General features: G+C 69.0%; 29 protein-coding genes. 9 read left to right on the top strand and 20 right to left on the bottom strand.

The window, feature by feature from the left end; translation table 11 throughout:
- Nucleotides 1-3: 3 nt before the first annotated feature.
- The 4 genes from HPO96_RS28075 to HPO96_RS28060 are packed head-to-tail and all read right to left on the bottom strand — an operon-like array spanning nucleotide 4 to nucleotide 2841.
- Complete coding sequence (locus HPO96_RS28075) at nucleotides 4-240, bottom strand: hypothetical protein (RefSeq protein ID WP_171677374.1); 237 nt, start codon at nucleotides 238-240, stop codon at nucleotides 4-6.
- On the bottom strand, nucleotides 224-709 hold the full coding sequence (locus HPO96_RS28070; protein WP_171677373.1) for a hypothetical protein: 486 nt from the start codon (nucleotides 707-709) through the stop codon (nucleotides 224-226). Before HPO96_RS28070 ends, HPO96_RS28075 begins: the two co-directional genes overlap by 17 nt.
- Before the next feature lie 36 nt (nucleotides 710-745).
- Nucleotides 746-1519 (bottom strand): ABC transporter ATP-binding protein, encoded by a 774-nt coding sequence (locus HPO96_RS28065; RefSeq protein ID WP_337796845.1) that lies wholly within the window; start codon nucleotides 1517-1519, stop codon nucleotides 746-748.
- Nucleotides 1507-2841 (bottom strand): 2-isopropylmalate synthase, encoded by a 1335-nt coding sequence (locus HPO96_RS28060; RefSeq protein WP_238355618.1) that lies wholly within the window; start codon nucleotides 2839-2841, stop codon nucleotides 1507-1509. Before HPO96_RS28060 ends, HPO96_RS28065 begins: the two co-directional genes overlap by 13 nt.
- An 82-nt stretch (nucleotides 2842-2923) precedes the next feature.
- On the opposite strand from HPO96_RS28060, the gene HPO96_RS28055 reads away from it, so the two are divergent.
- Nucleotides 2924-3592, top strand: a complete 669-nt coding sequence (locus tag HPO96_RS28055; RefSeq protein ID WP_238355617.1) for a FadR/GntR family transcriptional regulator — start codon at nucleotides 2924-2926, stop codon at nucleotides 3590-3592.
- Here HPO96_RS28055 and HPO96_RS28050 read toward each other — a convergent pair.
- Genes HPO96_RS28050 through glpX form a run of 3 tightly spaced genes read right to left on the bottom strand, consistent with a single transcriptional unit; the run spans nucleotide 3589 to nucleotide 6037 of the window.
- Entirely contained in the window at nucleotides 3589-4059 is a 471-nt protein-coding gene (locus tag HPO96_RS28050; RefSeq protein WP_171677372.1) for a hypothetical protein, read from the bottom strand. The genes HPO96_RS28055 and HPO96_RS28050 overlap by 4 nt on opposite strands.
- Entirely contained in the window at nucleotides 4059-5006 is a 948-nt protein-coding gene (locus HPO96_RS28045) for a carbohydrate kinase family protein (RefSeq protein ID WP_171677371.1), read from the bottom strand. The genes HPO96_RS28050 and HPO96_RS28045 overlap by 1 nt, the downstream gene beginning before the upstream one ends.
- Nucleotides 5003-6037 (bottom strand): class II fructose-bisphosphatase, encoded by a 1035-nt coding sequence (gene glpX / locus HPO96_RS28040; protein ID WP_171677370.1) that lies wholly within the window; start codon nucleotides 6035-6037, stop codon nucleotides 5003-5005. Before glpX ends, HPO96_RS28045 begins: the two co-directional genes overlap by 4 nt.
- Nucleotides 6038-6098: 61 nt before the next feature.
- Here glpX and HPO96_RS28035 point away from each other — a divergent pair, with 61 nt between their 5' ends.
- Nucleotides 6099-6701, top strand: a complete 603-nt coding sequence (locus tag HPO96_RS28035; protein ID WP_171677369.1) for a DUF4245 domain-containing protein — start codon at nucleotides 6099-6101, stop codon at nucleotides 6699-6701.
- A 154-nt stretch (nucleotides 6702-6855) separates the two neighbouring features.
- Complete coding sequence (locus HPO96_RS28030; protein ID WP_171677368.1) at nucleotides 6856-7476, top strand: nucleotidyltransferase family protein; 621 nt, start codon at nucleotides 6856-6858, stop codon at nucleotides 7474-7476.
- A gap of 16 nt (nucleotides 7477-7492) precedes the next feature.
- Here the strand turns inward: HPO96_RS28030 and HPO96_RS28025 are convergent, their stop codons facing one another.
- Nucleotides 7493-7813 (bottom strand): DMT family transporter, encoded by a 321-nt coding sequence (locus tag HPO96_RS28025; RefSeq protein ID WP_171677367.1) that lies wholly within the window; start codon nucleotides 7811-7813, stop codon nucleotides 7493-7495.
- Entirely contained in the window at nucleotides 7813-8406 is a 594-nt protein-coding gene (locus tag HPO96_RS28020; protein WP_171677366.1) for a flavodoxin family protein, read from the bottom strand. The genes HPO96_RS28025 and HPO96_RS28020 overlap by 1 nt, the downstream gene beginning before the upstream one ends.
- 40 nt (nucleotides 8407-8446) lie before the next feature.
- On the opposite strand from HPO96_RS28020, the gene HPO96_RS28015 reads away from it, so the two are divergent.
- On the top strand, nucleotides 8447-9148 hold the full coding sequence (locus tag HPO96_RS28015) for a TetR/AcrR family transcriptional regulator (protein WP_171677365.1): 702 nt from the start codon (nucleotides 8447-8449) through the stop codon (nucleotides 9146-9148).
- Between the two features lie 122 nt (nucleotides 9149-9270).
- Here HPO96_RS28015 and HPO96_RS28010 read toward each other — a convergent pair whose 3' ends face one another.
- Both HPO96_RS28010 and xseA read right to left on the bottom strand, forming a co-directional pair.
- Nucleotides 9271-9483: an exodeoxyribonuclease VII small subunit gene (locus tag HPO96_RS28010; RefSeq protein ID WP_171677364.1), complete on the bottom strand. Its 213-nt coding sequence runs from the start codon at nucleotides 9481-9483 to the stop codon at nucleotides 9271-9273.
- A complete protein-coding gene (gene xseA / locus HPO96_RS28005; RefSeq protein WP_171677363.1) occupies nucleotides 9480-10703 on the bottom strand; it encodes an exodeoxyribonuclease VII large subunit in 1224 nt (407 codons plus the stop codon). Before xseA ends, HPO96_RS28010 begins: the two co-directional genes overlap by 4 nt.
- 55 nt (nucleotides 10704-10758) lie before the next feature.
- On the opposite strand from xseA, the gene HPO96_RS28000 reads away from it, so the two are divergent.
- Together HPO96_RS28000 and HPO96_RS27995 are read left to right on the top strand one after the other, a co-directional pair.
- The gene (locus HPO96_RS28000) at nucleotides 10759-11232 is read left to right on the top strand and encodes an HAD domain-containing protein (RefSeq protein ID WP_171677362.1); all 474 of its coding nucleotides are present in this window, start codon (nucleotides 10759-10761) and stop codon (nucleotides 11230-11232) included.
- Nucleotides 11233-11342: 110 nt separating this feature from the next.
- Entirely contained in the window at nucleotides 11343-12383 is a 1041-nt protein-coding gene (locus tag HPO96_RS27995; protein WP_171677361.1) for a 4-hydroxy-3-methylbut-2-enyl diphosphate reductase, read from the top strand.
- A gap of 1 nt (nucleotide 12384) precedes the next feature.
- Here HPO96_RS27995 and HPO96_RS27990 read toward each other — a convergent pair whose 3' ends face one another.
- The 6 genes from HPO96_RS27990 to HPO96_RS27965 form a co-directional block, all read right to left on the bottom strand.
- Entirely contained in the window at nucleotides 12385-12921 is a 537-nt protein-coding gene (locus tag HPO96_RS27990; protein ID WP_171677360.1) for a hypothetical protein, read from the bottom strand.
- A gap of 68 nt (nucleotides 12922-12989) precedes the next feature.
- On the bottom strand, nucleotides 12990-13502 hold the full coding sequence (locus HPO96_RS27985; RefSeq protein ID WP_171677359.1) for a SigE family RNA polymerase sigma factor: 513 nt from the start codon (nucleotides 13500-13502) through the stop codon (nucleotides 12990-12992).
- Between the two features lie 9 nt (nucleotides 13503-13511).
- Nucleotides 13512-14123 carry a hypothetical protein gene (locus tag HPO96_RS27980; protein ID WP_171677358.1) on the bottom strand — a complete coding sequence of 204 codons (612 nt, stop codon included), beginning with the start codon at nucleotides 14121-14123 and terminating at the stop codon, nucleotides 13512-13514.
- Entirely contained in the window at nucleotides 14120-14644 is a 525-nt protein-coding gene (locus HPO96_RS27975) for a SigE family RNA polymerase sigma factor (protein ID WP_171677357.1), read from the bottom strand. The genes HPO96_RS27980 and HPO96_RS27975 overlap by 4 nt, the downstream gene beginning before the upstream one ends.
- A 70-nt stretch (nucleotides 14645-14714) precedes the next feature.
- Nucleotides 14715-15482, bottom strand: a complete 768-nt coding sequence (locus HPO96_RS27970; RefSeq protein WP_171677356.1) for a class I SAM-dependent methyltransferase — start codon at nucleotides 15480-15482, stop codon at nucleotides 14715-14717.
- A gap of 34 nt (nucleotides 15483-15516) precedes the next feature.
- Nucleotides 15517-15894, bottom strand: a complete 378-nt coding sequence (locus tag HPO96_RS27965) for a winged helix-turn-helix transcriptional regulator (protein ID WP_171677355.1) — start codon at nucleotides 15892-15894, stop codon at nucleotides 15517-15519.
- A 91-nt stretch (nucleotides 15895-15985) separates the two neighbouring features.
- On the opposite strand from HPO96_RS27965, the gene HPO96_RS27960 reads away from it, so the two are divergent.
- The gene (locus HPO96_RS27960) at nucleotides 15986-16600 is read left to right on the top strand and encodes an NAD(P)-dependent oxidoreductase (RefSeq protein ID WP_171677354.1); all 615 of its coding nucleotides are present in this window, start codon (nucleotides 15986-15988) and stop codon (nucleotides 16598-16600) included.
- A 51-nt stretch (nucleotides 16601-16651) separates the two neighbouring features.
- On the opposite strand, the gene HPO96_RS27955 is transcribed toward HPO96_RS27960, so the two are convergent.
- Nucleotides 16652-17845, bottom strand: a complete 1194-nt coding sequence (locus tag HPO96_RS27955) for a beta-1,3-glucanase family protein (protein WP_171677353.1) — start codon at nucleotides 17843-17845, stop codon at nucleotides 16652-16654.
- Between the two features lie 300 nt (nucleotides 17846-18145).
- On the opposite strand from HPO96_RS27955, the gene HPO96_RS27950 reads away from it, so the two are divergent.
- Nucleotides 18146-19009, top strand: a complete 864-nt coding sequence (locus HPO96_RS27950) for a hypothetical protein (protein ID WP_171677352.1) — start codon at nucleotides 18146-18148, stop codon at nucleotides 19007-19009.
- Nucleotides 19010-19091: 82 nt separating this feature from the next.
- On the top strand, nucleotides 19092-20285 hold the full coding sequence (locus HPO96_RS27945; protein WP_238355615.1) for a DNA recombination protein RmuC: 1194 nt from the start codon (nucleotides 19092-19094) through the stop codon (nucleotides 20283-20285).
- 63 nt (nucleotides 20286-20348) lie between these two features.
- Here HPO96_RS27945 and HPO96_RS27940 read toward each other — a convergent pair whose 3' ends face one another.
- Together HPO96_RS27940 and HPO96_RS27935 are read right to left on the bottom strand one after the other, a co-directional pair.
- Entirely contained in the window at nucleotides 20349-21125 is a 777-nt protein-coding gene (locus tag HPO96_RS27940) for a polysaccharide deacetylase family protein (RefSeq protein ID WP_171677351.1), read from the bottom strand.
- Nucleotides 21126-21195: 70 nt separating this feature from the next.
- Nucleotides 21196-22086: a DUF817 domain-containing protein gene (locus HPO96_RS27935; protein ID WP_337796844.1), complete on the bottom strand. Its 891-nt coding sequence runs from the start codon at nucleotides 22084-22086 to the stop codon at nucleotides 21196-21198.
- Between the last annotated feature and the right edge of the window lie 228 nt (nucleotides 22087-22314).

Here is a 22314-nt window from a genome sequence, read left to right as displayed (position 1 = left end):
GGGTCAGTCCTGGGTGCGGCCGCGCCAGAGCGCGATGACGAGGCAGGCGGCCGCGACGACGGCGAAGCCGAGGGCGATCGCGAAGTAGGTTCGCTGGGCGCCTTCGGAGGACTGGATCTGTGGGATGCAGAGGGCGGCCAGCAGGAGGAGCGGCGCGAGCAGGAGGGGAGCCAGGCGGCGGGCCGCGTTCGGGCGGACGACGAGTTTGGTCTCCGGCTTGGCCTTATCGGGTTTCGGCATCCGACTCACTCCTGCTCCGGTGCTGTGCGAGAACGTCTTCGAGCCACCCGGCGAGGGCGGTCAGGTCGGCGACGGCGGACGGCGTGATCGTCAGCTGCCGAAGCTGTGGGTCCTTCGGGGTGACCGTCAGCCGGTTCCGCCGCGGGACGCCGATCGTACCGATCTGCTGCCAGGACAGGCGATTCCGTCCGGCCCGGATCCCATCGGCGTCCACGAGCAGCACGATCCGCTTGCTGACCGTCTGCGCGGTGAACCAGAAGCTCAACCCGCCGAGCGCGAGCACCGCCACCATCAACGGCAGCCACAGCTCACTGCTATCCGGCAGCACCCAGATCCACACCAGCAGGGCGATCATCACCAGGCTGAGCACAGTGGTCTGCCGCCGGTACGGCGCCGCCCGGACGCCGAACTCCACCCGGCTGACCTGGTCGTACGTACCCGCCCAGACCGCCCGAGACGACTCACCCATGACCGCCATGCCCACCCCCTCCCAGGAGGGCTGAGTCTACCGGTGGGTGGTGGCCAACCAGCGGCCCGCGGCCCGGTGGATCTGGATGGGATGAGCGAACGTTTCGGTGACCAGGGGAGTGGTGAGGACGTCGTCCGCCCGCCCTGCCGCCAGCACCCGGCCGTTGTGCAGCAGGACCGCATGTGTGGTCGACCTCGGGAGCTCCTCCAGGTGATGAGTCACCAGCACAGATGCGAGATTCGGATGCGTGCTGTGGATGTGGTCGAGCGTTTCGAGCAGCTGCTCACGAGCGGCCAGATCGAGACCAGTGGTCGGCTCGTCGAGCAGAAGCAGCTGCGGCCCGGGGATCAGCGCCCGAGCGATCAGTGCGCGACCGCGCTCGCCCTGGGAGAGCGTCGTCCAGGAGGCCCTGGCCAAGTCGGCTACCCCGAGCAGGGCGATCAGCTCAGCCGCCCGCGCAGTCTGCTCAGCAGAAGGCTCCCACCGCGGCATCCGCTCGATCGTCCCGGTCAGACCGGTCAGAACGACGTCCGTCAGCGACAGCGGCGAGCGCAGCGGATGCCGCGGGTTCACATGCCCGATTGACTCCCGCAGCGTCCGGATGTCGACGGTGCCGAGCCGTCGGCCGAGGATCTCGACCGTCCCGCGCGTCGGGTGCGTGATCGCACCGCACAGGTTCAGCAGCGTGCTCTTCCCCGCGCCGTTCGGCCCGAGCAACGCCCAGCGCTCACCTCCGGCGACCGTCAGCGACACCCCGCCGAGCAACAGCTTCCCGTCCCGGACGAAGTCGACGTCCTTCAGTTCGAGCACCCGTAGACCTCCTCGTACAGCGTCTTCAGCTCCGCCGCCGATGCCTCGCGCCCAGTAGCGTCCGTATGCCGTTGTACATGCCGGGCGAAGCTCACCTGCTCGGCAGCCGACATCTGGACGCCGTATGCCGTCTCCAGCACATGCGCGATCCCGCCCTTCCCCGACTGGCTGTTCACCCGGACGACGGCCTCGTAGCCACGCCCGACGTCCGCCGGATCGATCGGCAGGTACGGCACCTCCCAGCGCTCGCCGGTGCGCGCGGCGAGCCCCTTCCGGATCGCGTCCTGATGCGTTCCCGAGAACGCGGTGTGGACGAGCTCCCCGACGTACGGGTGCCGCGGGTGGATCGGCATCCGCGTGCAGTACTCGACGGTCTCCCGAATCCGGTCGAGATCGGAGAAGTCGATCATCGGGTCGACGCCCTGGGTGTGCAGGTTCAGCGCCAGGGTGGCGAGGTCGACGTTCCCGGTCCGCTCGCCGTTGCCGAAGATGCAGCCCTCGACGCGTTGTGCCCCGGCCAGGACGGCGAGCTCTGCGCAGGCGATCCCGGTCCCGCGGTCGTTGTGCGGGTGCACAGACAGGATCACGCCGTCCCGCCGTGGCAGGTTCTGATCCATGTACTCGATCTGGTCGGCGTACACATTGGGCGTCGCGACCTCGACGGTGGCCGGCAGGTTCAGGATCACCGGCCGCTCCGGTCGCGCGTCCCAGACCTTGGTGACCTGGTCGGCCAGCTCCAGGATGTAGTCCGGCTCGGTCAGGTTGAACACCTCCGGCGAGAACTGGAATCGCACCGACTCACCGGCCGACCGCAGCACCTGCTCGGCCCCGGCCCGCACCAGCTCGGCCAGTTCGTCCCGCGTCCGCCGCAGTACGACGTCCCGCCAGACCGGCGCCGTGGCGGCGTACATGTGGACGACGACCTGCCCGCGGATGCCCTGGATCGACTCCAGCGTCCGCGCGATCAGCTCCGGCCGGGCCGGCGTGAAGACCACGATCGTGACTTCGTCCGGCACCAGCTCGGACGTCGCCAGCAGCCGGACGAAATCGAAGTCGGTCTGCGACGCCGACGGGTAGCCGACCTCGATCTCTTTGTAGCCGATGGCAACCATCAGCTCGAAGAAGCGGCGTTTGCGTTCGGGGTCCATCGGCTCGGCCAGCGCCTGGTTGCCGTCCCGGAGGTCGACCGGCACCCAGAGCGGGGCGCGGGTCAGCCGCCGGTCCGGCCAGGTTCGCGCGAGCGGCTCGACCGGCACCCGGGCGAAGACGTCGCGGTAGCGGTGGCTCGGCATCGGGGAGTGCTGCTGACGGTTCCAGTCCATGGGTATCGACGGTAATCCGAATCAACTCCTCAGACAAGCTGATAACCTGAGAAGCACCTGGCCGACCCCTACACTGATCCGCATGATTCGCCGACACCCGCTGGCCGAGCAGGCCGCCGAGGAGCTGCTGCGCCGGATCGGCGGCGGCGAGTGGGCCCTCGGCCAGAAGCTGCCCGGCGAGACGACGCTGGCCGCGCAGCTCGGCGTCGGCCGGTCCACGATCCGCGAGGCCGTCCGGGAGCTGGCCGGTCGCCGGGTGCTGGAGAGCCGGCAGGGCGCCGGGGTGTTCGTGATCGCGCACCAAGCCGTCGAGGACTGGGACCAGGTGCTCCGCCGCGCCGATATCACCGACGTCCTGGAGGGGCGGCTGGCGATCGAGACCGAGGCGGCCCGGCTGGCCGCGTCCCGGCGTACGCAGGCCGATCTGAAGAGCTTCCGGCACACCCTCAAGGACCGGCTGGACGCCGCCGAGAAGTCACCCGACGACTGGTACGTCGAGGCTGACCTGGCCTTCCACCGCGCATTGGTGACGGCCGCGCACAACGCCGTCCTGCTGGAGTTGTTCGACACCTTCGTCCCGCGGATCCGAACGACGATGATCGACCTGCTGCGCCTCGACACCGACCGCCTGCACCGCCAGGACCAGGCCGCGCACGTCGCGATCGCCGACGCCGTGCGCGACAGCGACGCCGAGCTCGCCGCCGCCCGCAGTCGCGAGCACCTCGCGGCGATTCTCGCCGTCGTTCGTTAGCTGTTGCGGGCCTGTACGGTTCGGAGCCAGGCCGCGAACGCGTCCAGGTCCTCGACGTTGTCGAAGGTGACACCCAGCGGCCGGATCTTCCGATCCGTCGGCTGGACCGAGACCGTACGGGCGCCCGGGATCCCGATCGGGTCCTCGATCCGGTCGATCGCCGACCACTTGAGCGTCCGGCCGCGCGTGATGCCCTCTGTGTCGACCGTGATGACCGGACGCCTTGTGACCAGCTGCCAGGTCGTCAGGCCGGTCCCGTAGATGAACGCGGCCAGTGCGGTCAGCCGCAGGACGTCGACCAGACCGGTGATGTTCTCGCTGCGCAGATGGCTGACGTTCGAGAAGATCGACGCGACGGTGAACACGCCGAAGCCGATCAAGCGGGTGACGAGCCGGCTGGTGCGGGGCAGGAACGTGACCTTCCCCGCGTTGTCCAGTTCGGTGTTCCAGACCTCGGCTGCCGGCATCAGGCTCCCCAAGTGGCAGTGTGCTCGGCGGCGGTCGGCGGGTCGGCGCCGTGCCGCGTGCAGGTGATGGCCGCGGCCTTGACCGCGTAGTCGACGACGTCCCGCAGGCTGTCGGAGGTGAGCCCGGCCAGCCGGGCCGCGCTGAGCAGGCTGTGGCTGTTCAGCCCGGCGATCAGCGCCGCCATGAACGAGTCGCCCGCGCCGACCGTGTCGACGACGTCGATCTTCGGCGCGGTGACATCGATCCGGCCCTCGCGGCTGATCGCGAGCGCGCCCTCGCCACCGCGGGTGATCACTACGCACTGCGTCCGCGGCGCGCTCAGCAGCTCGACCGCGATGCTCTCCGGCGACTGCCCGGGCTGCAGGAACTCACAGTCCTCGTCGCTCAGCTTCACCAGATCGGACAGCGCGGCCAGCTCGCGGACGGCAGCCCAGGTGGACACCGGGTCCGGCGTGATGGTCGGGCGGGCATTCGGGTCGAGCGTGACGGTGACCGGCTGATCGGCGAGCGATCCGAGGAACTCGCGGATGGCGGTCGCGCCCGGCTCCAGCAGGGTCGCGATCGAACCGGTGTGCACGGCCGGGCAGCCCCGGCTGAGCGAGAGCGCCGGCGGCTCCCAGGTGATGTCGAACTGGTACGACGCCACCCCGGCCGCGTCCAGCTTCGCCGTCGCCGTACTGGTCCGGAAGCCCGGGTCGACCGAGCCGGGCGCCAGCTGGACGCCGTTCCCGAACAGGTGCGCGCCGAGCTGATCGCCGTACGGGTCGGTGCCGAACCGCGTCACGAGCGACGTCGGTACGCCGAGCCGTGCCAGCCCGACCGCGACGTTCGCGGGGGAGCCGCCGGGAGTCGCCTTCGGTTTGCCGTTGCCGTTGCCGTTCTTCTTCGAGCCCGCGCTGACGATGTCGACGAGCGCCTCGCCGATCACCAGGACAGGTGCGCTCATCTGGCGTGCTCGAAGTCGATGGCGGAGTAGGCGCGCAATTTCTCGAGCTGGTGGACGCTCTCGATACTGCGGATGGTGCCGCTGCGCGAGCGCATCACGAGCGAGTGCGTGCGGGCGGTCGAGCGGCCGTAGCGGACGCCGCGGAGCAGCTCGCCGTCGGTGATCCCGGTCGCGACGAAGAAGCAGTCGTCACCGCTGACCAGGTCGTCGGTGTCGAGGACGCGATCGAGGTCGTGCCCGGCGTCGACCGCCTTCTGCCGCTCCTCGTCGTCCGTCGGCCACAGGCGGCCCTGGATCTTGCCGCCCAGGCACTTCATCGCGCAGGCGGCGATGATGCCCTCGGGCGTCCCGCCGATCCCGAGCAGCAGGTCCAGACCGGTGTCCGGGCGGGCGGCCTCGAGCGCGCCGGCCACATCGCCGTCGCTGATGAACTTGATCCGCGCGCCGGTGGCCCGGATCTGCTGCGCGAGATCGTCGTGCCGCGGCCGGTCGAGCAGGACGACGGTGACGTCGTCCACCGAGGAGCCCTTGGCCTTCGCGACCCGGCGGATGTTCTCCGCGACCGGCAGCCGGATGTCGACCACGTCGGCCGCCTCCGGGCCGACGACGAGTTTCTCCATGTAGAACACCGCGGACGGGTCGTACATCGAGTTGCGCGGCGCGACCGCCATCACGGCGATCCCGTTGTTCATCCCCTTCGCGACCAGCGTCGTCCCGTCGACCGGATCGACCGCGACATCGCACTCCGGCCCGTCGCCGCCGCCGACCCGCTCGCCGTTGTAGAGCATCGGGGCGTTGTCCTTCTCGCCCTCGCCGATCACCACCACGCCGTTCATCCCGACGGTGCCGATCAGCGTCCGCATCGCGTTCACCGCGGCGCCGTCCGCGCCGTTCTTGTCACCCCGGCCGACCCACCGCCCGGCCGCCATCGCGGCGGCCTCGGTGACCCGCACGAGCTCCAGAGCGAGGTTGCGGTCGGGCGCATCGGCCTCGACTTCCAGATGGGCCGGCGGCATCGTCGAGTCGGTCATGTCAACGGATCGTAGCCAACACGGTGATCGGACGTCTTAGCCAGGATGCGACACTCGTGTCATGGGTACGACTGGTCAGGACGAGGCGGCGGCGCGGGAGAAGGCCCGGGCGCGCGCGGAGGCGATCGCCTACCGGGAGCAGAACAGCAAGGATCGCGCCAAGGCGCGGACGCTGACCAACATGGTCTGGGCGTTGCTGGCCTGCTTCATCGTGGTCGCGTTCCTGATGATCGTGACGTGGCGGCCCAAGGAGGAGAAGGTCCGCGCGATCGAGTACAGCGCGCAGCTCGAGGATGCCCGCAAGGCCGCCTCCTGGGTGCGCGGCCCGGAGCCGCTGCCGGCCGGCTGGGCGGCGACGAGTGTGCAGTTCCGCACACCGGAGCAGTCGCCGATCACCTGGCACCTGGGCGTCGTCACGAACGAGAAGAAGTACGTCGGGCTCGAGCAGTCCAACGTCACCGGGGCGAAGTTCCAGTCCGACGAGCTCGGCCGGACTTCGGACGACGGGACGTCGTCGGTCGCCGGCGTGACCTGGCAGCGCAAGGTCCTGCTGGACCGCAAGGACGAGCAGGCGCTGGTGCTGATCGGCTCCGGGGTGACCACGATCGTCACCGGGAACGCCGGCTACCCGGCCCTCGAGACCTTCGCCGCATCCCTGCGCTGAGTGTTGCGCTGACACCGTACTGACCAGTTTTCGGACGCTCGTTGACAGGGCCGCCGGGCGCGAGGTTCGATCGATACTTCGGCCAGCCACTCGGGGACAGCCCTAAGGAGCCCCGTCGTGTCCGCCGTTCCCCGGTCGCGGAGTTGATCCGCCGATGTTCGTCACCGGGTTGGTGCTGGCCGCCGAGAGTTCGCCGCAGGCCGGCGTCCCGTGGCAGTTGCTGCCGCACGAGGGTGAGCCGCTGCTCGGGTCGGCGGTCGGGGCCGCGCGGGGATGTGGGTTCGATCAGCTGATCGTCACGCTGGGGAGCGCGGCGGCGCAGGTCCGGGACCGGGTGGACTTCGACGGCGTCCGCGTCGTCGAGTCGCCGCACGCCGATATCGGCAGCTCGTCGATCGTGCCCGCGCTGGACGCGGTGGATCGGCGTACCGATGGGCTCATCATCCTGCTCGGCGACCAGCCCGGGGTCACCCCGGCGGCCGTCTGGTCGCTGGTCGCCGAGGTCGCCACCCCGCTCGGGATCAGCCGCTACGACGACGGCCCGGGCCATCCGGTCTGGTTCGCCCGCGAGCTCTTCGGCGAGCTCCGCACCCTGCGCACCGACGACGACCTGTGGCAACTCGCCGGCCGGCACCCGGTCACCCAAGTCGATGCCATCGGCAACATTCCGCCCCGGCTCGGTCGCGGCGCCGCGGATGCGAACCGCCACGTCGGCACAATGCGCCGTCGACGCCGCGCGCCCGCGGGGGACGGGCCGGCCGCGCCAATTGTGTAGCGCTGGCGGTTCGGGCCTACTCGGCGCCGGCCAGGCGAAGACCGATCACACCGGCGACGATCAAGCCGATACAGGCCAGTCGCGCCGGAGTGACCGCCTCGTCGAACCAGATGATGCCGAGCGTCACCACGCCCACCGAGCCGAGGCCGGTCCAGACCGCGTACGCCGTACCGACGGGGAGCCGGTCGAGCGTCTTGCCGAGCAGGACGACCGACGTCACGCCGAACACGAGGACGGCGATCGTCGGCCAGAGCCGGGTGAACCCCTCGCTCGGCTTCATGCTGATCGCGAAGGCGACCTCGAAGACGGCGGCGACCAGCAGGACCACCCACGCCATCAGGCCGCCAGCGTTCCGCGCAGGTGCCGCTGGGTGATGGTCGCGACCCGGGCGCCGAGCGCGTGCGCCGTCCGCAGATCCGTCGCCGGGGGCGCCTTCTCGGCCGACAGATCGGCGTCCGACTGGGCCATCGCGCCGAGCCAGCTGCCGAGGCGATTCAGGTCTTCGATACTGGCGGTGCTCTCCGACCAGCCGGGGTAGATGTCCAGGCCGACCCAGATCATCCCGTGCTGGGCCGCGAACACCGCGAAGTCGACCAGGCTGTTCAGCTTGTCACCCGACATCGCCTTCGAATTCGTGAACCCGGCCGCGATCTTGTCCCGCCAGCCCAGATCCGCCCCCCACACCTTCGAACTCGCCTCCGCGAACGCCTTGAACACCGCACTCGGACTCCCCATGTACGTCGGCGCCCCGAACACGATCGCATCCGCCGCCGCCAGCGCGGCCCACGTTGCGTCGGTCAGCTCGTCCAGCGGCACCAACTCCGCCGTCGCGCCGTCGACCGACCCCACCCCGGCGGCCACCGCCTCCGCTTGCCTCGCCGTGTGCCCGAACCCCGAATGAAACGCAACCGCCACCCGCACAGCCGTCATCGCTATTCCTCCCACCTAATGACCGGACTACAGTCCTCTTATGAAAGACCGTACCGGACCACAGTCCGCTTCACAAGGCGAGCCCACTCCGCAGCCGTCCGGTGCGCCCGCGGCGTCGCCCAGTGGGCGGGAGCTGCCCGTCGTCGGCTCCCCGCGCCCGGAGCGGGCGGACGCGCGCCGCAACCGTCTGCGTGTCCTCGAAGCCGCCGACCGGCTCTTCACCGCGCACGGCGTCCGCAACGTCTCCCTCGACGCCATCGCCGCCGAAGCCGGCGTCGGCAAAGGCACCGTCTTCCGCCGCTTCGGAGACCGGGCCGGCCTCGCCGTAGCCCTCCTCGACGAACGTGAACAACAACTCCAGGCCCAAATCCTCACCGGCCCCCCACCCCTCGGCCCCGGGGCCCCACCCGCCACGCGCGCCACAGCCTTCCTCGAGGCCTACCTAGACCTCCTGGACCGCCACACCGAACTCTTCCTGGACAGCGAGAACGCCTCCCCCGGAGCCCGCTACCGCATCGGCTCCTACCACCTCTGGCACCGCCACCTGGCCCACCTCACCGAACAGGCCAACCCCACCCTCGACCCCAACTACACCGCCCACACCCTCCTGGCCCCCCTGGCCGCCGACCTCCACACCTTCCTCCGAACCACCCACTCCCTCCCCCACCTGAAATCCGCCCTAACCGCCCTAGTCACCACCCTCCTAACCCCACCCCCACCTAGTCGAACCTCCACCCGGTGAGTTGCCGGACGGGTGACACCCCGGCCACCTGCACCAGCGGGGAAGACCTCGTGCCACTCCATCCCGGCGCAGGCAGAGGTGAGTACCGCCGGGGGTGTCCGCCGGTTGTGGGGGAGGTGGGGTCAGTTGGGTTTTTCGGGGGATTCCTGGGCTTTGGTGAGGCGTTCGCGGGCGCCTTCGAGCCAGCGCTGGCAGGTGGTGGCGAGTTCTTCGCCGCGCTCCCAGAGGGCGAGGGATTCTTCGAGGGTGGTGCCGCCGGCTTCGAGTTTGCGGACGACGTCGACGAGTTCTTCGCGGGCCTGTTCGTAGGAGATCTCGGGCCGGGTGTCGGTCATGTGGGGTTCTCCTCGGTCTTGACCTCGACTGTGAAGCGGCCGTCGCTGACGCGCGCCTGCAAAAGCTCGCCGGGCGCGACCTGCGCGGTTTCGCGGACGGCGGTCCCGTCGGCGAGCTGGAGGACGGAGTAACCGCGCTCCAGAGTCGCCTTGGGGGAGAGCGCCCGTACGGACGCCAATCGGTGCGCGATGTCGTCAGCGGCCCGGTCCAGCCGGTGGGTCAGCGTCCGCCGGCTCCGATCGACGAGCGCGTTGATCTCATCGGAGCGACGCTGCAGATCGGCGACCGGCGCGGCGAGCGCGGGCCGGCTGCGAATCGCGGCCAACGCATGCAGCTCGCGCTCGAGCCATCCGTTGATCGCCCGGGCCCCGCGCTCCCGCAACAGCCGGACGCCGTCCAGCTCCTCGCGCACATCGGGCACGATCCGCTTGGCGGCGTCCGTCGGCGTCGACGCGCGCAGATCGGCAACCAGATCGAGCAACGGCGAATCCGGCTCGTGGCCGATCGCGCTGACGATCGGCGTCTTCGCCTGCGAGACCGCCCGGATCAGCCCTTCGTCCGAGAACGGCAGCAGATCCTCCAGCGAGCCGCCGCCGCGCGCGATCACGATCACCTCGACCGAGTCGTCGCCGTCCAGCCTCCGCAACGCCTGCATCACTTCACCCGCGGCCGCCGGCCCCTGCACCGACGCGTACTCGACCCGGAACGCGACCGCCGGCCACCGCCGCTTCGCGTTCTCCAGCACGTCGCGCTCGGCCGCCGAATCCCGCCCGCAGATCAGCCCGATCGTGTGCGGCAGGAACGGCAGCTTCTGCTTGCGGTACGCCGCGAACAACCCCTCCGCGGCCAGCAACTGCTTCAACCGCTCGATCCGCGCCAGCAGCTCGCCGATGCCCACATGCCGGATCTCGCTGACCGCCAGCGCCAGCGTCCCGCGCCGGGCGAAGAAGTTCGGCTTGGCGTTCACCACCACCCGCGACCCGTCCGTCACCGGCGGATCCACCGCCTCGAACACCCGCCGATTACATGTGAACCGCAACGAGATATCGGCATCCGTGTCCCGCAACGTGCCGAACACGGTCGTCGTCCCGCGCCCGATCGACACATCCGTCAACTGCCCCTCGACCCACACCGCGCCCAGCTGGTTGATCCAGCTCGCAATCCCGTTCGCAATCGTGCGAACGGCCGCAGGCGCATCCGGCGAGGTCTCCAAAGCCACCCCCAGACCCTACGACCCCCCACCGACAATTCCCCGCACCACCTACCGTTCCCCCGTGCGCCCTTTTCTCCTCCTCGACGTCGACGGCCCCCTCAACCCTCGCGAACCGTCGGCGGAGTTCGTCCGCCACGAGATCGTCGAAGGCGACCGCAGTTGGACGGTGCACCTCAATCCGAGCCACGGCGCGGAGCTCCGCGACCTGGTGACGACCTTCGACCTGGTCTGGGCCAGCAGTTGGGAGCAAGGAGCCAACCGCCTCCTCGCCCCGCTCCTCGGACTCCCGCAGCTGCCGACGATCGAATGGCCGGATCGAACGCCGATCCCGACCAGCTCCTGGAAGACGCCGTATGTCGCGGCCTGGGTCGGTGAACGCCCGTTCGTCTGGCTGGACGACGGCGTCGACGAGCGTGACATCGCCTACTTCGCGCGGCCCTGTCAGCTCGTCCACAGAGTCGATTCACAGACCGGTCTGACCCCGGGTGATTTCGCTGTCGTCCGCGCGTGGCAGCGGGAAAATCTGTTGCGGTGAAAGGGAGATGAGCGCAGGCTGAATGGCAGGTAACACCTCCCTGGGAGCCGTCCGGACAGGGCGGACGGCTCCCGACGCGTGATGCCGGTCACAGGAATGGGGCCCGTACCATGGGTGGCGTGACTGCCCACGCTGATGACACTGGTACGACGACCGCCGTTGCGACGAAGCGGGTGCTGCTCGCGGCTCCGCGGGGGTACTGCGCCGGCGTGGACCGGGCGGTGGTGGCCGTGGAGAAGGCGCTGGACCTGTACGGCGCGCCGGTCTACGTGCGCAAGGAGATCGTGCACAACAAGTACGTCGTGGAGACGCTGACGAACCGGGGTGCGATCTTCGTCGACGAGACCGACGAAGTGCCCGAGGGCGAGACGGTGATCTTCTCGGCGCACGGGGTGTCGCCGGTGGTGCACGCCGAGGCGGCCGCGCGGCAGCTGAAGACGATCGACGCGACCTGCCCGCTGGTCACGAAGGTGCACCACGAGGCCAAGCGCTTCGCCGCGACGGACTACGACATCCTGCTGATCGGTCACGAGGGCCACGAAGAGGTCGTCGGGACGAGCGGTGAGGCCCCCGAGCACACCACGATCGTCGACGGTCCGGACGACGTCCCCAACGTCACCGTCCGCGACCCGGAGAAGGTCGTCTGGCTGTCGCAGACGACGCTGTCGGTCGACGAGACGATGGAGACGGTCCGCCGGCTGCGCGAGAAGTTCCCCCTGCTGCAGGACCCGCCCAGCGACGACATCTGCTACGCCACCCAGAACCGCCAGGTCGCGGTGAAGAAGATGGCCCCCGAGGTCGACCTGATGCTCGTGGTCGGCTCCCGCAACTCGTCGAACTCGGTCCGCCTGGTCGAGGTCGCCCTGGAGTACGGCGCCAAGACCGGTCACCTGGTCGACTACGCGGCCGAGATCGACGAGTCCTGGCTGGACGGCGTCGAGTCGGTCGGTCTGAGCAGTGGCGCGAGCGTCCCGGAGATCCTGGTCCGCGACGTCCTGCGCTGGCTGGCCGAGCGCGGGTACGCCGACGTCCACGAGGTCACCACCGCCGAGGAGAGCCTCACGTTCGCGCTCCCGCGTGATCTGCGGGCCGACCTGAAGGCGGCCGGCCGGCCGACCACCGGCACCTCCGACCACGCCTGGACGCTCTGACCTACTTGATCTGGATCTGCGTGGTAGCGGTCGCTGACTCCTTCATCCCGCAGAACTTGGCCCGATAGGTGTAGATGTAGATGCCGGGCCGCGCATACGTGTGCGTGTCCGCCGGAACCGTCCCCGTGCCCTTGTACGGCGTTTTCGCCTTCACGCACTCAGTTCCGTTGCTGAAGGCACTGAACGGCTCGCTGTCATCGCCCCACGAGTACGCCGAGCCCTGACCGAGCGCCATCAGGTTCTGGGCAGGCAACTCCAGCCCGCCCGCCGCAATCGGCAGCAGGACGGTGCCGGTCGCTGAGATGTTCATGGTTACCGTCCGGCCCTTGACCACCGGCTTGAGCGTGACGGTGACGTCGTACGGCGGCGGTGTCGTCTGCACTGGGGTCGGCGGCGGCGCCAGTACGGGCGGCTCACTCTTGCTGTCGTTCAGATTGCCGGACACGGCGAAAACCGCGACTGCAGCGGCCGCGGCTACAACGGCCGCACCTGCCGCACGGCGACGGCGTGCGGTCCGGACACGGGCGAAGACAGCCATGCTGGGCACTGTAGTCGGAGGCGGCGGGTCAGCGACCAGCTCTCCGAGGCGCTCCCGCAAGTAGTCGCTCACGGACGGACCTCCTTGTCGGCAGGTGCGGAGATGGCAGATACCAGCCGGTGCTCGCGCAGTTTGGCCAGACCGCGCGAAATATTGGATTTCACCGTGCCGACCGAGCAGCCCATGATCTGCGCGATCTCGGCCTCGGGCAGGTCTTCGAAGTACCGCAGGACGAGCGTCGCCCGGACGCGCTTGGGCAGCGTAGCCAGCGCGCGCAGCAAGAGGTCACGGTCGTCGACAACGCCGTACTGCGACTCGGACGCCGGCTCGGGCATCACCTCGGTCGGCGTCTCACCCTTCCATTTCCGCCGCCACCACTGGGTACTCGTGTTGACCATCGCAGTCCGCGTGTAGCTCTCCAGCGCGTTCGGGCTGCGCAGCGAGTTCCGGTGGAACCACACCTTGGTCAGCGCCGTCTGCACCAGATCCTCGGCCAGATGCCACTCACCGGTCAGCAGATAGCCGAACCGCTGAAGGGCCGTGAACCGTCCGTCCACGAAGTCGGCGAACTCCTGATCCATCCCGGCCATCTACTTGATCACGATCTGCTGAGTGGCGGTCACGGGCTTGTTCAGCCCGCAGAACCGCACGGTGAAGGTGAACATGTACGTTCCGGCCTTCGGATAGGTATGCGGGTCGGCCGGGAAGGTGGACCGCCCGGTGAACCGCCGCTTCGAGCCGTCGCAGGTGAGCGGACCGCCGTCCGCACCGCTCGCGGCTCCATGCCCGAAGGAGTAGTCCGCGCCGGGCGACAGCGACCAGATGCCCTGGCTGTTCGGCGTCACGTAGGCGCCGTCCAGGATCGGAACCAGCACAGTGCCGGAGGCCTCGACCGCCATCGTCATCGTCCGGCCCTTGATCGTTGGCGTCAGTTTCAGCTGGACGCCGAGCGGCGGTTCGACCGGTGCGACCTGCGTGGTCGGCGGCGGCCCCAGAACCGGTGGCTGGCTCTTCGAGTCGTTCAGATTGCCCGCCACGGCAACAACCGCGACCGCGGCCGCAGCGAGCAGCCCGCCCGCACCGGCCGCCCGGCGACGCCGAGCCTTCCGGACGCGCGTGAACACGAGCTGACTCGGTACGCCGCTCGGTGGCGGCGGATCGGCGACCAGCGCCTCGAGGCGCTCCTTCAGCTCATCTGTCATGACCTGGCCTCCTTGCCGGCCGGTGCGGTGATGGCGACGACCAGCTGGTGCTCGCGGAGTTTGGCCAAGCCACGGGAGATATTCGACTTCACGGTACCGACCGAGCACCCCATCGTCTCGGCAATCTCCGCCTCGGGCAGGTCTTCGAAGTACCGCAGGACGAGCGTCGCCCGCACCCGTCGCGGCAGCGTCGCCAGCGCCCGCAGCAGCAGGTCCCGGTCGTCGACAACGCCGTACTGTGACTCCACCGCCGGCTCCGGCATCACCTCGGTCGGCGTCTCACCCTTCCACTTCCGCCGCCACCACTGCGTGCTCGTGTTGACCATGACGGTCCGGGTGTAGCTCTCCAAGGCATTGCCGCTCCGCAGCGAGTTCCGGTGGAACCACACCTTCGTGAGCGAGGTCTGCACCAAATCCTCCGCCAGATGCCACTCACCGGTCAGCAGATAGCCGAACCGCTGCAACGCCGTGAACCGTCCATCCACGAATTCGGCGAACTCCTGGTCCCGTCCCGGGTCCATCCCCAGCCCCTCTCAGCCCTCGTCCGAGCTAGAGATGACGCAGAGGCGCAGAAAGGTTGAGACGCGGAATTCAGCGTCTGGCCTCGACCAGCACGTAGTCGACGGTGAACTCGGGCATCAGCTGCTCAAGGTGTGCGAGCGCCGCCGCCTGCACCTCGTCGAACACGCCGGCCTGTACGAGCCTCGGTGTGGTCTGTGCGCCGATGGGGTGTCGCAACAGGCGGGTGTCCCAGTACTCCGCCGGCGAGCCGACCTCAAAGGTCAGCTGATGCACAGTCGTGGTCACCTCGAACCCATGTGGCTCGAGCAGCCGGGAGACCGCGTCCGCATCGTGCCAGACCGGCTTAGGCATGACTGCCGACCTACCGGTCACCTTCGCGACCGCACCGGCCGGAATGCTGACCAGCTGGTCCATCGGGCCGCCAGGGATCCAAGCGGTGACCAGGACCCGACCGGACGGCGCAGTGACGCGGGCAAACTCGTCGGCAGCGGCCACCGGGGCCGGCGCCATGATCACGCCGAAATTCGAGAGCACTACGTCCGCAGAACCATCCGGCAGCGGGATGTCCGCGGCGGTCCCGTCCAGCACGCTCAGCTCGGCCAGGCTGCGCGCAGCGGCCGCCTGGGCGGCGACCTCTCGGAGTCGGGCGGCCGGCTCGACCGCTGTGACGCGTGCGCCCAGCTCAGCCGCCAGCAGCGCCGCACTGCCGGTCCCGGCGCCGACGTCGACCACGTGCTCGCCCGGTGCGATCGCTGCGCTCGTCACCAGCAGCTGTGCGGCCGGTGCGAGGTCCGCGGCGACCCATTCATACTCGCCGACTCCCCAATCGAAGCTCATGGCTCGACTGTAGGCGCGGCGCGGCAACGGCTGATCAGGAGCCGGCGTCGTACTGGCCCTGGGCGGTGGTGATGGCGTTGATGTGCTCCTCGGCCCAGTCGCTGACGGCGGTGAGTGGGCCGATCAGGGAGCGGCCCATCGGGGTCAGGTCGTAGACGACGCGGGGTGGGACCTCGGCGAAGACCTCGCGGGTGAGGAGGCCGTCCCGCTCGAGGCGGCGCAGGGTCTGGGTGAGCACCTTGGGCGCGACGCTGCCGATACCGTCGCGGAGCTCGGTGAAGCGGAGCGGCCCGTGTTGCAGCCGGAGCACGGCGAGCGCCGTCCACTTGTCGCCGATCCGGTCGAGGATCAGGCGGGTGCCGCAGTTCGGGTCGAAGAGGTCGCCGCGCTCGTACGTCCCATTAGTAACCACAAGGTACTTATAGCACGTTGAAGTAGCTGGTTACCAATGGATACTATTGATGAACAAGTTGAGCTTTCATCTTTCTGAAGGGAACGGCACCATGAAGATCGCGGTCTACGGCGCAAGTGGCATGGTCGGCAGCCGAATCGCCGCCGAGGCGGTCCGGCGCGGTCATGAGGTCACCGGCGTGACCCGCTCCGGCGGCGAGCTCCCGGCCGGCGTGCGGGCGGTTCAGGGCAGTGCGAACGACGTCGCCTCGGTCAAGGAGGTCGTCGGCGCCGCGGACGTCGTCGCGGTCGCGCTCGGCCCGAGCCGCACCGGCGGCGACCACCAGGACTACCTGGACGCCGTCGACAACCTGATCGCCGCCGTCCAGGGCACTCCGACCCGGCTGCTCGTCGTCGGTGGCGCGGGCGGGCTCAGCATCGGCGGACAGCGCGTCGTCGACGGGCCGGACTTCCCGGCGGAGTACAAGCAGGAGTCCCTGACCGTCGCTCAGGCGCTCGACGCGCTGCAGGTGACGGATGAGAGCGTGAACTGGACCATGCAGCACCCGGCGTACGTGATCGCCCCGGGGGAGCGCACCGGCACCTTCCGCCTCGGCCTCGACGAGCCGGTCGGCACGAACATCTCCGCCGAGGACTTCGCCGTCGCCACCCTCGACGAGTTCGAGAAGCCGGCGCACAACCGCAAGCGCTTCACGCTCGGCTACTGAACCGCCTGCGCGGCACCCGGGTCTGAGCTCCGGGTGCCGCGGGCGGGGTGATCAGTTGAACGGGTCGAGCGTGACGTACGCCTGCTGAGGGTTCCCGTCGTGGACGAGGGCCTCGTGGGCGCCGACGTCGTCGAAGGCGAAGCCGTAGGCCTTGCCGTCGGCCATCTGCTCGTGGATCTTCTTCGAGTACTGGTTGGTGACGGCGTCCTTGTAGAAGTTGGAGTTGTTCGGGTCGGGCTGGTTGGGGTTGGTGAGCAGCGTCGAGCGGTTGTACCCGGCGCAGAGGGTGCGCGAGATCGGGCCGCGGACCAGGTCGTTCGGCGCGTCGAGCAGCTTGAAACAGCCGAAGACGCTGGCCGAGTCGGGCTTCTGGAACGACGTGACGACCTGACCCGAGCTGTTGGTGAAGTTCATCGTGTTCCCCGAGACGCGGCCGAAGTACTTGATCCCCGGCTGGTCGGTGAACGGCGTCACGGTGAGCGTCTGCGAGCTGTACTTCGACCAGACGCGGTTGATGTAGTCGTCCATGATGTTGGCCGGGATCGCGCCGGTCTCGACGCCGTACAAGGGCGACAGCGCGCGCAGAATGGTGCCGTTCGGGGCGGTGTGGATCAGGTTGCCCCAGCCGCCGCCCTGGTTGCGCAGCGAGTTGAAGAAGGCGTTGTAGCCACCCGGCTTCAGGTGACCGGTGGTCTTGGTCGCGCCGCTGGCCGGCCGGACGCCGACGGCGTACGGGACCGCGAACATGTCGACCTGGGTGCTGTTGATCCACAGGCCGGAGTCGTTGAGCGTGTACTCCGACGAGGCGAACAGGATGTTCCGGTTCGGGTCCGACGGGTTCTGGACGGCCGGCTGGACCAAGCCGCCGGTCGTCAGTTTGAACACGAGTTTCTGCCCGTACGAGAAGTAGACCCGGCCCGAGAACTTGGGCATCCGGATCGTGATCGAGCCGCCGTTACCGGGCCCGGCGATCGACGCGTCCGGCGCCGGGGTCGGCGGGTTGCCGCCGGCCGGCCAGGCGTGGAAGTTGCCCGCGGCATCGGCCCAGCCCTGTTGCCCAGTGGCCAGGTTGGTGCCGAGGTTGTAGATCCAGACCGCGTCGCCGCGGCCGGAGTTGTTCGTGATCGTGAGCGGGATCGTCGCCGGCACGGCGGCTTCGGCGGCGCCTCCGCCGGTGGCCGTGAGCAGACCGGCCGCGGTCACCAGAGCCACGGCGGTCGCGGTCAGAAGACGTCTGATGCGCACAGTTCCTCCTCAAGTCGTCCCAAGGCGAGAAGGCAGGGCACACGGGCGGCGGGGACGGGAGGGCGCCGTCCGTGGGGGCTTGAGAGCGCTCTCATCCTCCCGTGGACTCACCCCAGGCTGTCAACGGTTCACTGTTGTCGGATTCCCGCCAACTTGATCCAATAGCAGTGTGTGATCCGCCGAACACACTGCGTTCTCCTCAGGCCCCCGCCGAACGCGCCCCAACTGATGCGAACTCGCACCGTCCGGGGCATCATCGGGCACTTGGGAGAACCAGATCTCGAAGTGAGGAAGGAACCAATGGCAGGCACGATCTGGATCCCGGGCGCCGAACGGCTGAAACCGTCCGCCCCCGGTGGCACCATCACCTCCAATGCACCACCGCGCGTCGTCTGGCACACCACGGAAGCCGATCCCGGGACTTCTTCGGTCTGGGCCGCAATGATCCGGGTACTCACCAACAAATCCGCCGAACCGCAGATCCTCTACGACCCGCTGACCGATCGGCTGGGTCAGTTCCTGCCGCTGAACGTCGGCGGCCGCGCCTTGCGCAACGACGGTTCGACGATGACGAACCGGGTCGGCAAGGTCTGTATCCAGGTCGAGGTGATCGGCCGCGCGGCCAAACCGTTCACCGGCTACTGGAAGCCCGGTAAGAACTTCCGGGCGATGATGACCGCGATCCGGTCCTGGGGTATCAAGGACAGCTGGCCGGCCGGGCCGCCGCCGCGGTTCGTCGCCAGCCCGCCGCACAACGTGCCGGAGTCCCCGCGCAGCCGGACGATCTGGCTGAATCGCGGCGGTCATTACGGCCACAGCCATATTCCCGGGAACGATCACGGGGATCCCGGCGCCATCAGCGTCACCGCCTTGTTCGCCGCCAGCGGCGCACCACCGAAGGAGCTGTTCACCGTGGGGCAGTACGAGAACCTGATGCAGCAGATCAAGAACGAGGGCGCGGCCACGCGTCAGGAGGTTCGCCGGCAGGCGATCTGGGCGCTGCGGTACGGCGTCCAGACCGAGGACGAGCGGGCTCAGGCCAACCGGGCCTTCGACGATGCCATCGACGCCGGAAAGTCGCTCAAGGAGGCCCTGGCGGCCGCCGCGCGCGTCCTGCAGCCGATCGCCGACGACCTGGAACGGGCCGCCCGCAAGAACGGCTGATCGTCGGCGCTCCCACCCCTGACCAGGGGGGTGGGGGCGCGGCTTTCGGAAACTGTCGGCGGGCTCGGGCACTATCTGTGACATGAGTGGCGCGACGGTATTACTGGTGCTGTTGTTCCTGGTGGTGGGGTTGCTGCTGGGCGCGGTGTTCGGCGTGCTCTGGTCCCGTGGGCGTGACGGCGCGGCCCTCGCGCGGGTCACCGCCGAGCGGGATGCGGCCGAGGATCGCGTGGTCGAGCTGACGCAGGAGCGCGCGACGGTCGGCCAGCAGATGGGCGGTCAGGCGGTCGTGAAAGAGGCGCTGGATCGCCTCCACGCCCAGCTGAACCAGCTCGAGCAGGGCCGCGCGGCCTGGCAGAGCCAGCTGCACCAACAGGTCAACGAGGTGCGGATGAGCGGCGAGGCGTTACGCCGCGAGACGGCCTCGCTGTCGACCGCGCTCCGAAAACCTCAGGTCCGCGGCCGGTGGGGTGAGCTGCACCTGCGGCGGACGGTCGAGCTGGCCGGTATGGTCGCGCACTGCGATTTCACCGAGCAGACGACGACCAGCGGTGAGGACGGGCTGCTCCGGCCCGACCTGGTGGTCAGGCTCGCCGAGGGAAAGAACCTCGTCGTCGACTCGAAGGTGCCGCTGGCCGCGTTCCTGGAGGCGGCCGAGTCCGACGACGCCGACTTTCGCGAGGAGCGCCTGCGGGCGCATGCGCGGCATCTGCGGACGCACGTCGATCAGCTCGCCGCCAAGGCGTACTGGACGCGCCTGTCCCCGACGCCGGAGTTCGTCATCCTGTTCGTGCCGGGGGAGTCGTTCCTGTCGGCGGCGCTCGACATCGAGCCGGCCCTGCTCGAGTACGCCGCCGAGCGCCGGGTCATCCTGGCCACGCCGACGACCCTGATCGCGACGCTCCGGGCGGCGGCGTACGCCTGGAACCAGTCGGCGCTGACCGAGTCGGCCCAGCAGGTTTTCGAGCTGGGGCGCGAGCTGTACGACCGGTTGAGTGTGATGGGCGACCATCTCGGGCGGGTCGGCCGGTCGCTGACATCCGCCGTCGAGGCCTACAACGGGACGGTCGGATCGTTCGAGAGACGGGTCTTCATCACCGCCCGCAAGCTGCGTGACCTCCATGTCACCGAGGCCGAGCTGACGGCGATGGAGTCGATCGAGGCGTCGGTCCGGCCGCTCACCGCGCCGGAGTTCCTGGCGATCGAGGAGCCGGAGCCGGTTCGGCACTGGCCGACGGGGGAGGGGTGGCCTTCGGGTGACAGCAGAGCGGTGTGATGTACGCCGGGGCCGGTTGATCCCCCAGGAATCAACCGGCCCCGAGCGGGTCTTTCGCCGGCGTCAGCAGTCCATCGCGAGGAAGGTGTAGCCCTGGCCCTTGAGGATCCGCAGCGCCTTGTCCAGCGCCGCGACGGTCTGCGTGCGGTCGCCGCCGCCGTCGTGCATCAGGATGATGTTGTGGTTGTGCGCGTTGTGCAGGATGTTGTTCACGATCGCGTTCACGCCCGGGCGGGCCCAGTCGCGCGGGTCGACGTCCCAGAGCACCTGCACCATGCCGGCGTTCTTGATATCCGCGCGGACCTTCGGGTTCGTCGCGCCGTACGGCGGCCGGAAGCACTTCGACTTCGGGCCGTCGTAGATCTGGTGCCGGCGCTCGGCGTTCGAGATCGCGGTCAGCTGCGGGTGCGAGATCGAGTGGTTGCCGATCGTGTGCCCCGCGGCCAGGATCTGGTCCTTCAGCGCCGGGTGCTCGGCCTGGTGGTTCCCCATTTGGAAGAACGTCGCCTTCGCGTCGTACTTGGCCAGCGTCTGCAGCACCTTCGGCGTCCAGACCGGGTCGGGCCCGTCGTCGAAGCTGAAGAAGAGCACCTTTTTGTTGCCTTTGACAAGGTTTGCGGTCGGGTCGCCGGCCGGGGTCTGCGGGGTCGACGGCGGTGCGTTGTTGGTCGGCGTCGCGGTCGGCGCGGTGGGTGTGGGCGTCGGCGTACTGGAGGTCTGGGTGCTGGCCGCGGCCGGGTGTGGTTGCCGCTCGTGCCCCAGCGCCAAGGCGATCAGAGCGCCGGCGACGACGACCAGTGCCACCCCGGTCGCGATGAATGCGGCGAACTTTCGGGACATGCGAAAACTCCTCACTAGCGGCGGATTTTCCCCAGCTCCCCCTCAGGAGCCTCACACCACTGAAGACGCCTCAGTCCCTGTGGGGGTTGGCATTCCCGTGTTGCGGTGAGATCTCAGCGTCGTTGTCCAGCGGCAATGTTGCCGCGTCAGGCATCGTGGGTTCCGTCGCTCGCGGCGTGGCCACGGTGGCCGGCGTGCCGCGGTGGTAGAGCCTGCCTTCGAGGGCCTTCACACTCGCGACCAGCACGAAGCTCATGCTGACCAGCAACGCCCACGCGCCGAACTTGGCCGGGTGCACGAGCCGCCACACGTCGACCTGATCGGGGTAGTTCCAGGCGTCCAGGAAGGTGCCGAAGTTCTCGGCGACCCAGAGGAAGAAGCCGATCAGGACGAACGACAACGCGAGCGGCATCCGGTACCGGCGGACGCCGACGGTGTAGAAGACCCAGGTGCCGCGGAGCACGACGAGCAGCGCGATCGCGATCGGGATCCGCAGGTCGGCGATCCAGTGATGGGTGAAGAAGTTCGCGTAGATCAGCGCGGCGAGGATCGTCGTCGCGATCGGCCGGTAGCCGCTGACCCGCAGGTCGAATCGGCGCCAGGCCTGACAGATGTAGCTGCCGACCGCGGCGTACATGAAACCGGCGAACAGCGGCACCCCGCCGATCTTGGTCACCGCGTCACCGGGGTACTGCCAGGATCCGATCCGGACCTTGAACAGCTCCAGCGCGAGCCCGACCAGGTGGAATCCGAAGATCACCGCGACCTCGCGCCAGGTCTCCAGGCGGACCACCCAGAAGAGCAGCGTCAGCGCCAGGCAGTAGACCAGCAGGGCGTCGTACCGGGCGATCGGGAGATCGACGTACTTCGAGATCGCGAGGCCCGCGAACAGGAACGCCGGAAACAGGCAGGAGACCAGTTCCAGCAGGCCGAACCGCAGGAACTGCAGGCAGCCGAACACGAAGCGTGAGCGAAACGAGGCAACTTCGAGCGCTTGGGTCACAGAGTGGAGACGCTGCTTGCTCTCAGCTGGTTCGGGCGGATACATCATCGGCAAGGATAAGAGCCTGTCGGTGAACTCCACGCCGTAGCGAGGAGGTGCTCGGCACAGCATCTCGCCGCACTGGTACGAAGGTGACGATGCTCCGCATCGACCCCTCCGCCCCAGCGCACCGAGCTACCGCACCGA

Origin of the sequence: Kribbella sandramycini, from assembly GCF_013131805.1 — a bacterium.
GTDB lineage: Bacteria > Actinomycetota > Actinomycetes > Propionibacteriales > Kribbellaceae > Kribbella > Kribbella sandramycini.
The sequence above is the reverse complement of the archived record's forward strand: the minus strand, read 5'-3'. Positions and strand labels throughout refer to the sequence as shown.

Coding starts and splice junctions, on each gene's coding strand:
- HPO96_RS28075 (WP_171677374.1), bottom strand. CDS start 240: ATGCCGAAACCCGATAAGGCCAAGCCGGAGACCAAACTCGTCGTCCGC.
- HPO96_RS28070 (WP_171677373.1), bottom strand. CDS start 709: ATGGGTGAGTCGTCTCGGGCGGTCTGGGCGGGTACGTACGACCAGGTC.
- HPO96_RS28060 (WP_238355618.1), bottom strand. CDS start 2,841: ATGGACTGGAACCGTCAGCAGCACTCCCCGATGCCGAGCCACCGCTAC.
- HPO96_RS28055 (WP_238355617.1), top strand. CDS start 2,924: ATGATTCGCCGACACCCGCTGGCCGAGCAGGCCGCCGAGGAGCTGCTG.
- HPO96_RS28050 (WP_171677372.1), bottom strand. CDS start 4,059: ATGCCGGCAGCCGAGGTCTGGAACACCGAACTGGACAACGCGGGGAAG.
- HPO96_RS28045 (WP_171677371.1), bottom strand. CDS start 5,006: ATGAGCGCACCTGTCCTGGTGATCGGCGAGGCGCTCGTCGACATCGTC.
- glpX (WP_171677370.1), bottom strand. CDS start 6,037: ATGACCGACTCGACGATGCCGCCGGCCCATCTGGAAGTCGAGGCCGAT.
- HPO96_RS28035 (WP_171677369.1), top strand. CDS start 6,099: ATGGGTACGACTGGTCAGGACGAGGCGGCGGCGCGGGAGAAGGCCCGG.
- HPO96_RS28030 (WP_171677368.1), top strand. CDS start 6,856: ATGTTCGTCACCGGGTTGGTGCTGGCCGCCGAGAGTTCGCCGCAGGCC.
- HPO96_RS28025 (WP_171677367.1), bottom strand. CDS start 7,813: ATGGCGTGGGTGGTCCTGCTGGTCGCCGCCGTCTTCGAGGTCGCCTTC.
- HPO96_RS28020 (WP_171677366.1), bottom strand. CDS start 8,406: ATGACGGCTGTGCGGGTGGCGGTTGCGTTTCATTCGGGGTTCGGGCAC.
- HPO96_RS28015 (WP_171677365.1), top strand. CDS start 8,447: ATGAAAGACCGTACCGGACCACAGTCCGCTTCACAAGGCGAGCCCACT.
- HPO96_RS28010 (WP_171677364.1), bottom strand. CDS start 9,483: ATGACCGACACCCGGCCCGAGATCTCCTACGAACAGGCCCGCGAAGAA.
- HPO96_RS27995 (WP_171677361.1), top strand. CDS start 11,343: ATGGGTGGCGTGACTGCCCACGCTGATGACACTGGTACGACGACCGCC.
- HPO96_RS27990 (WP_171677360.1), bottom strand. CDS start 12,921: ATGGCTGTCTTCGCCCGTGTCCGGACCGCACGCCGTCGCCGTGCGGCA.
- HPO96_RS27985 (WP_171677359.1), bottom strand. CDS start 13,502: ATGGATCAGGAGTTCGCCGACTTCGTGGACGGACGGTTCACGGCCCTT.
- HPO96_RS27980 (WP_171677358.1), bottom strand. CDS start 14,123: ATGACAGATGAGCTGAAGGAGCGCCTCGAGGCGCTGGTCGCCGATCCG.
- HPO96_RS27975 (WP_171677357.1), bottom strand. CDS start 14,644: ATGGACCCGGGACGGGACCAGGAGTTCGCCGAATTCGTGGATGGACGG.
- HPO96_RS27970 (WP_171677356.1), bottom strand. CDS start 15,482: ATGAGCTTCGATTGGGGAGTCGGCGAGTATGAATGGGTCGCCGCGGAC.
- HPO96_RS27960 (WP_171677354.1), top strand. CDS start 15,986: ATGAAGATCGCGGTCTACGGCGCAAGTGGCATGGTCGGCAGCCGAATC.
- HPO96_RS27950 (WP_171677352.1), top strand. CDS start 18,146: ATGGCAGGCACGATCTGGATCCCGGGCGCCGAACGGCTGAAACCGTCC.
- HPO96_RS27945 (WP_238355615.1), top strand. CDS start 19,092: ATGAGTGGCGCGACGGTATTACTGGTGCTGTTGTTCCTGGTGGTGGGG.
- HPO96_RS27940 (WP_171677351.1), bottom strand. CDS start 21,125: ATGTCCCGAAAGTTCGCCGCATTCATCGCGACCGGGGTGGCACTGGTC.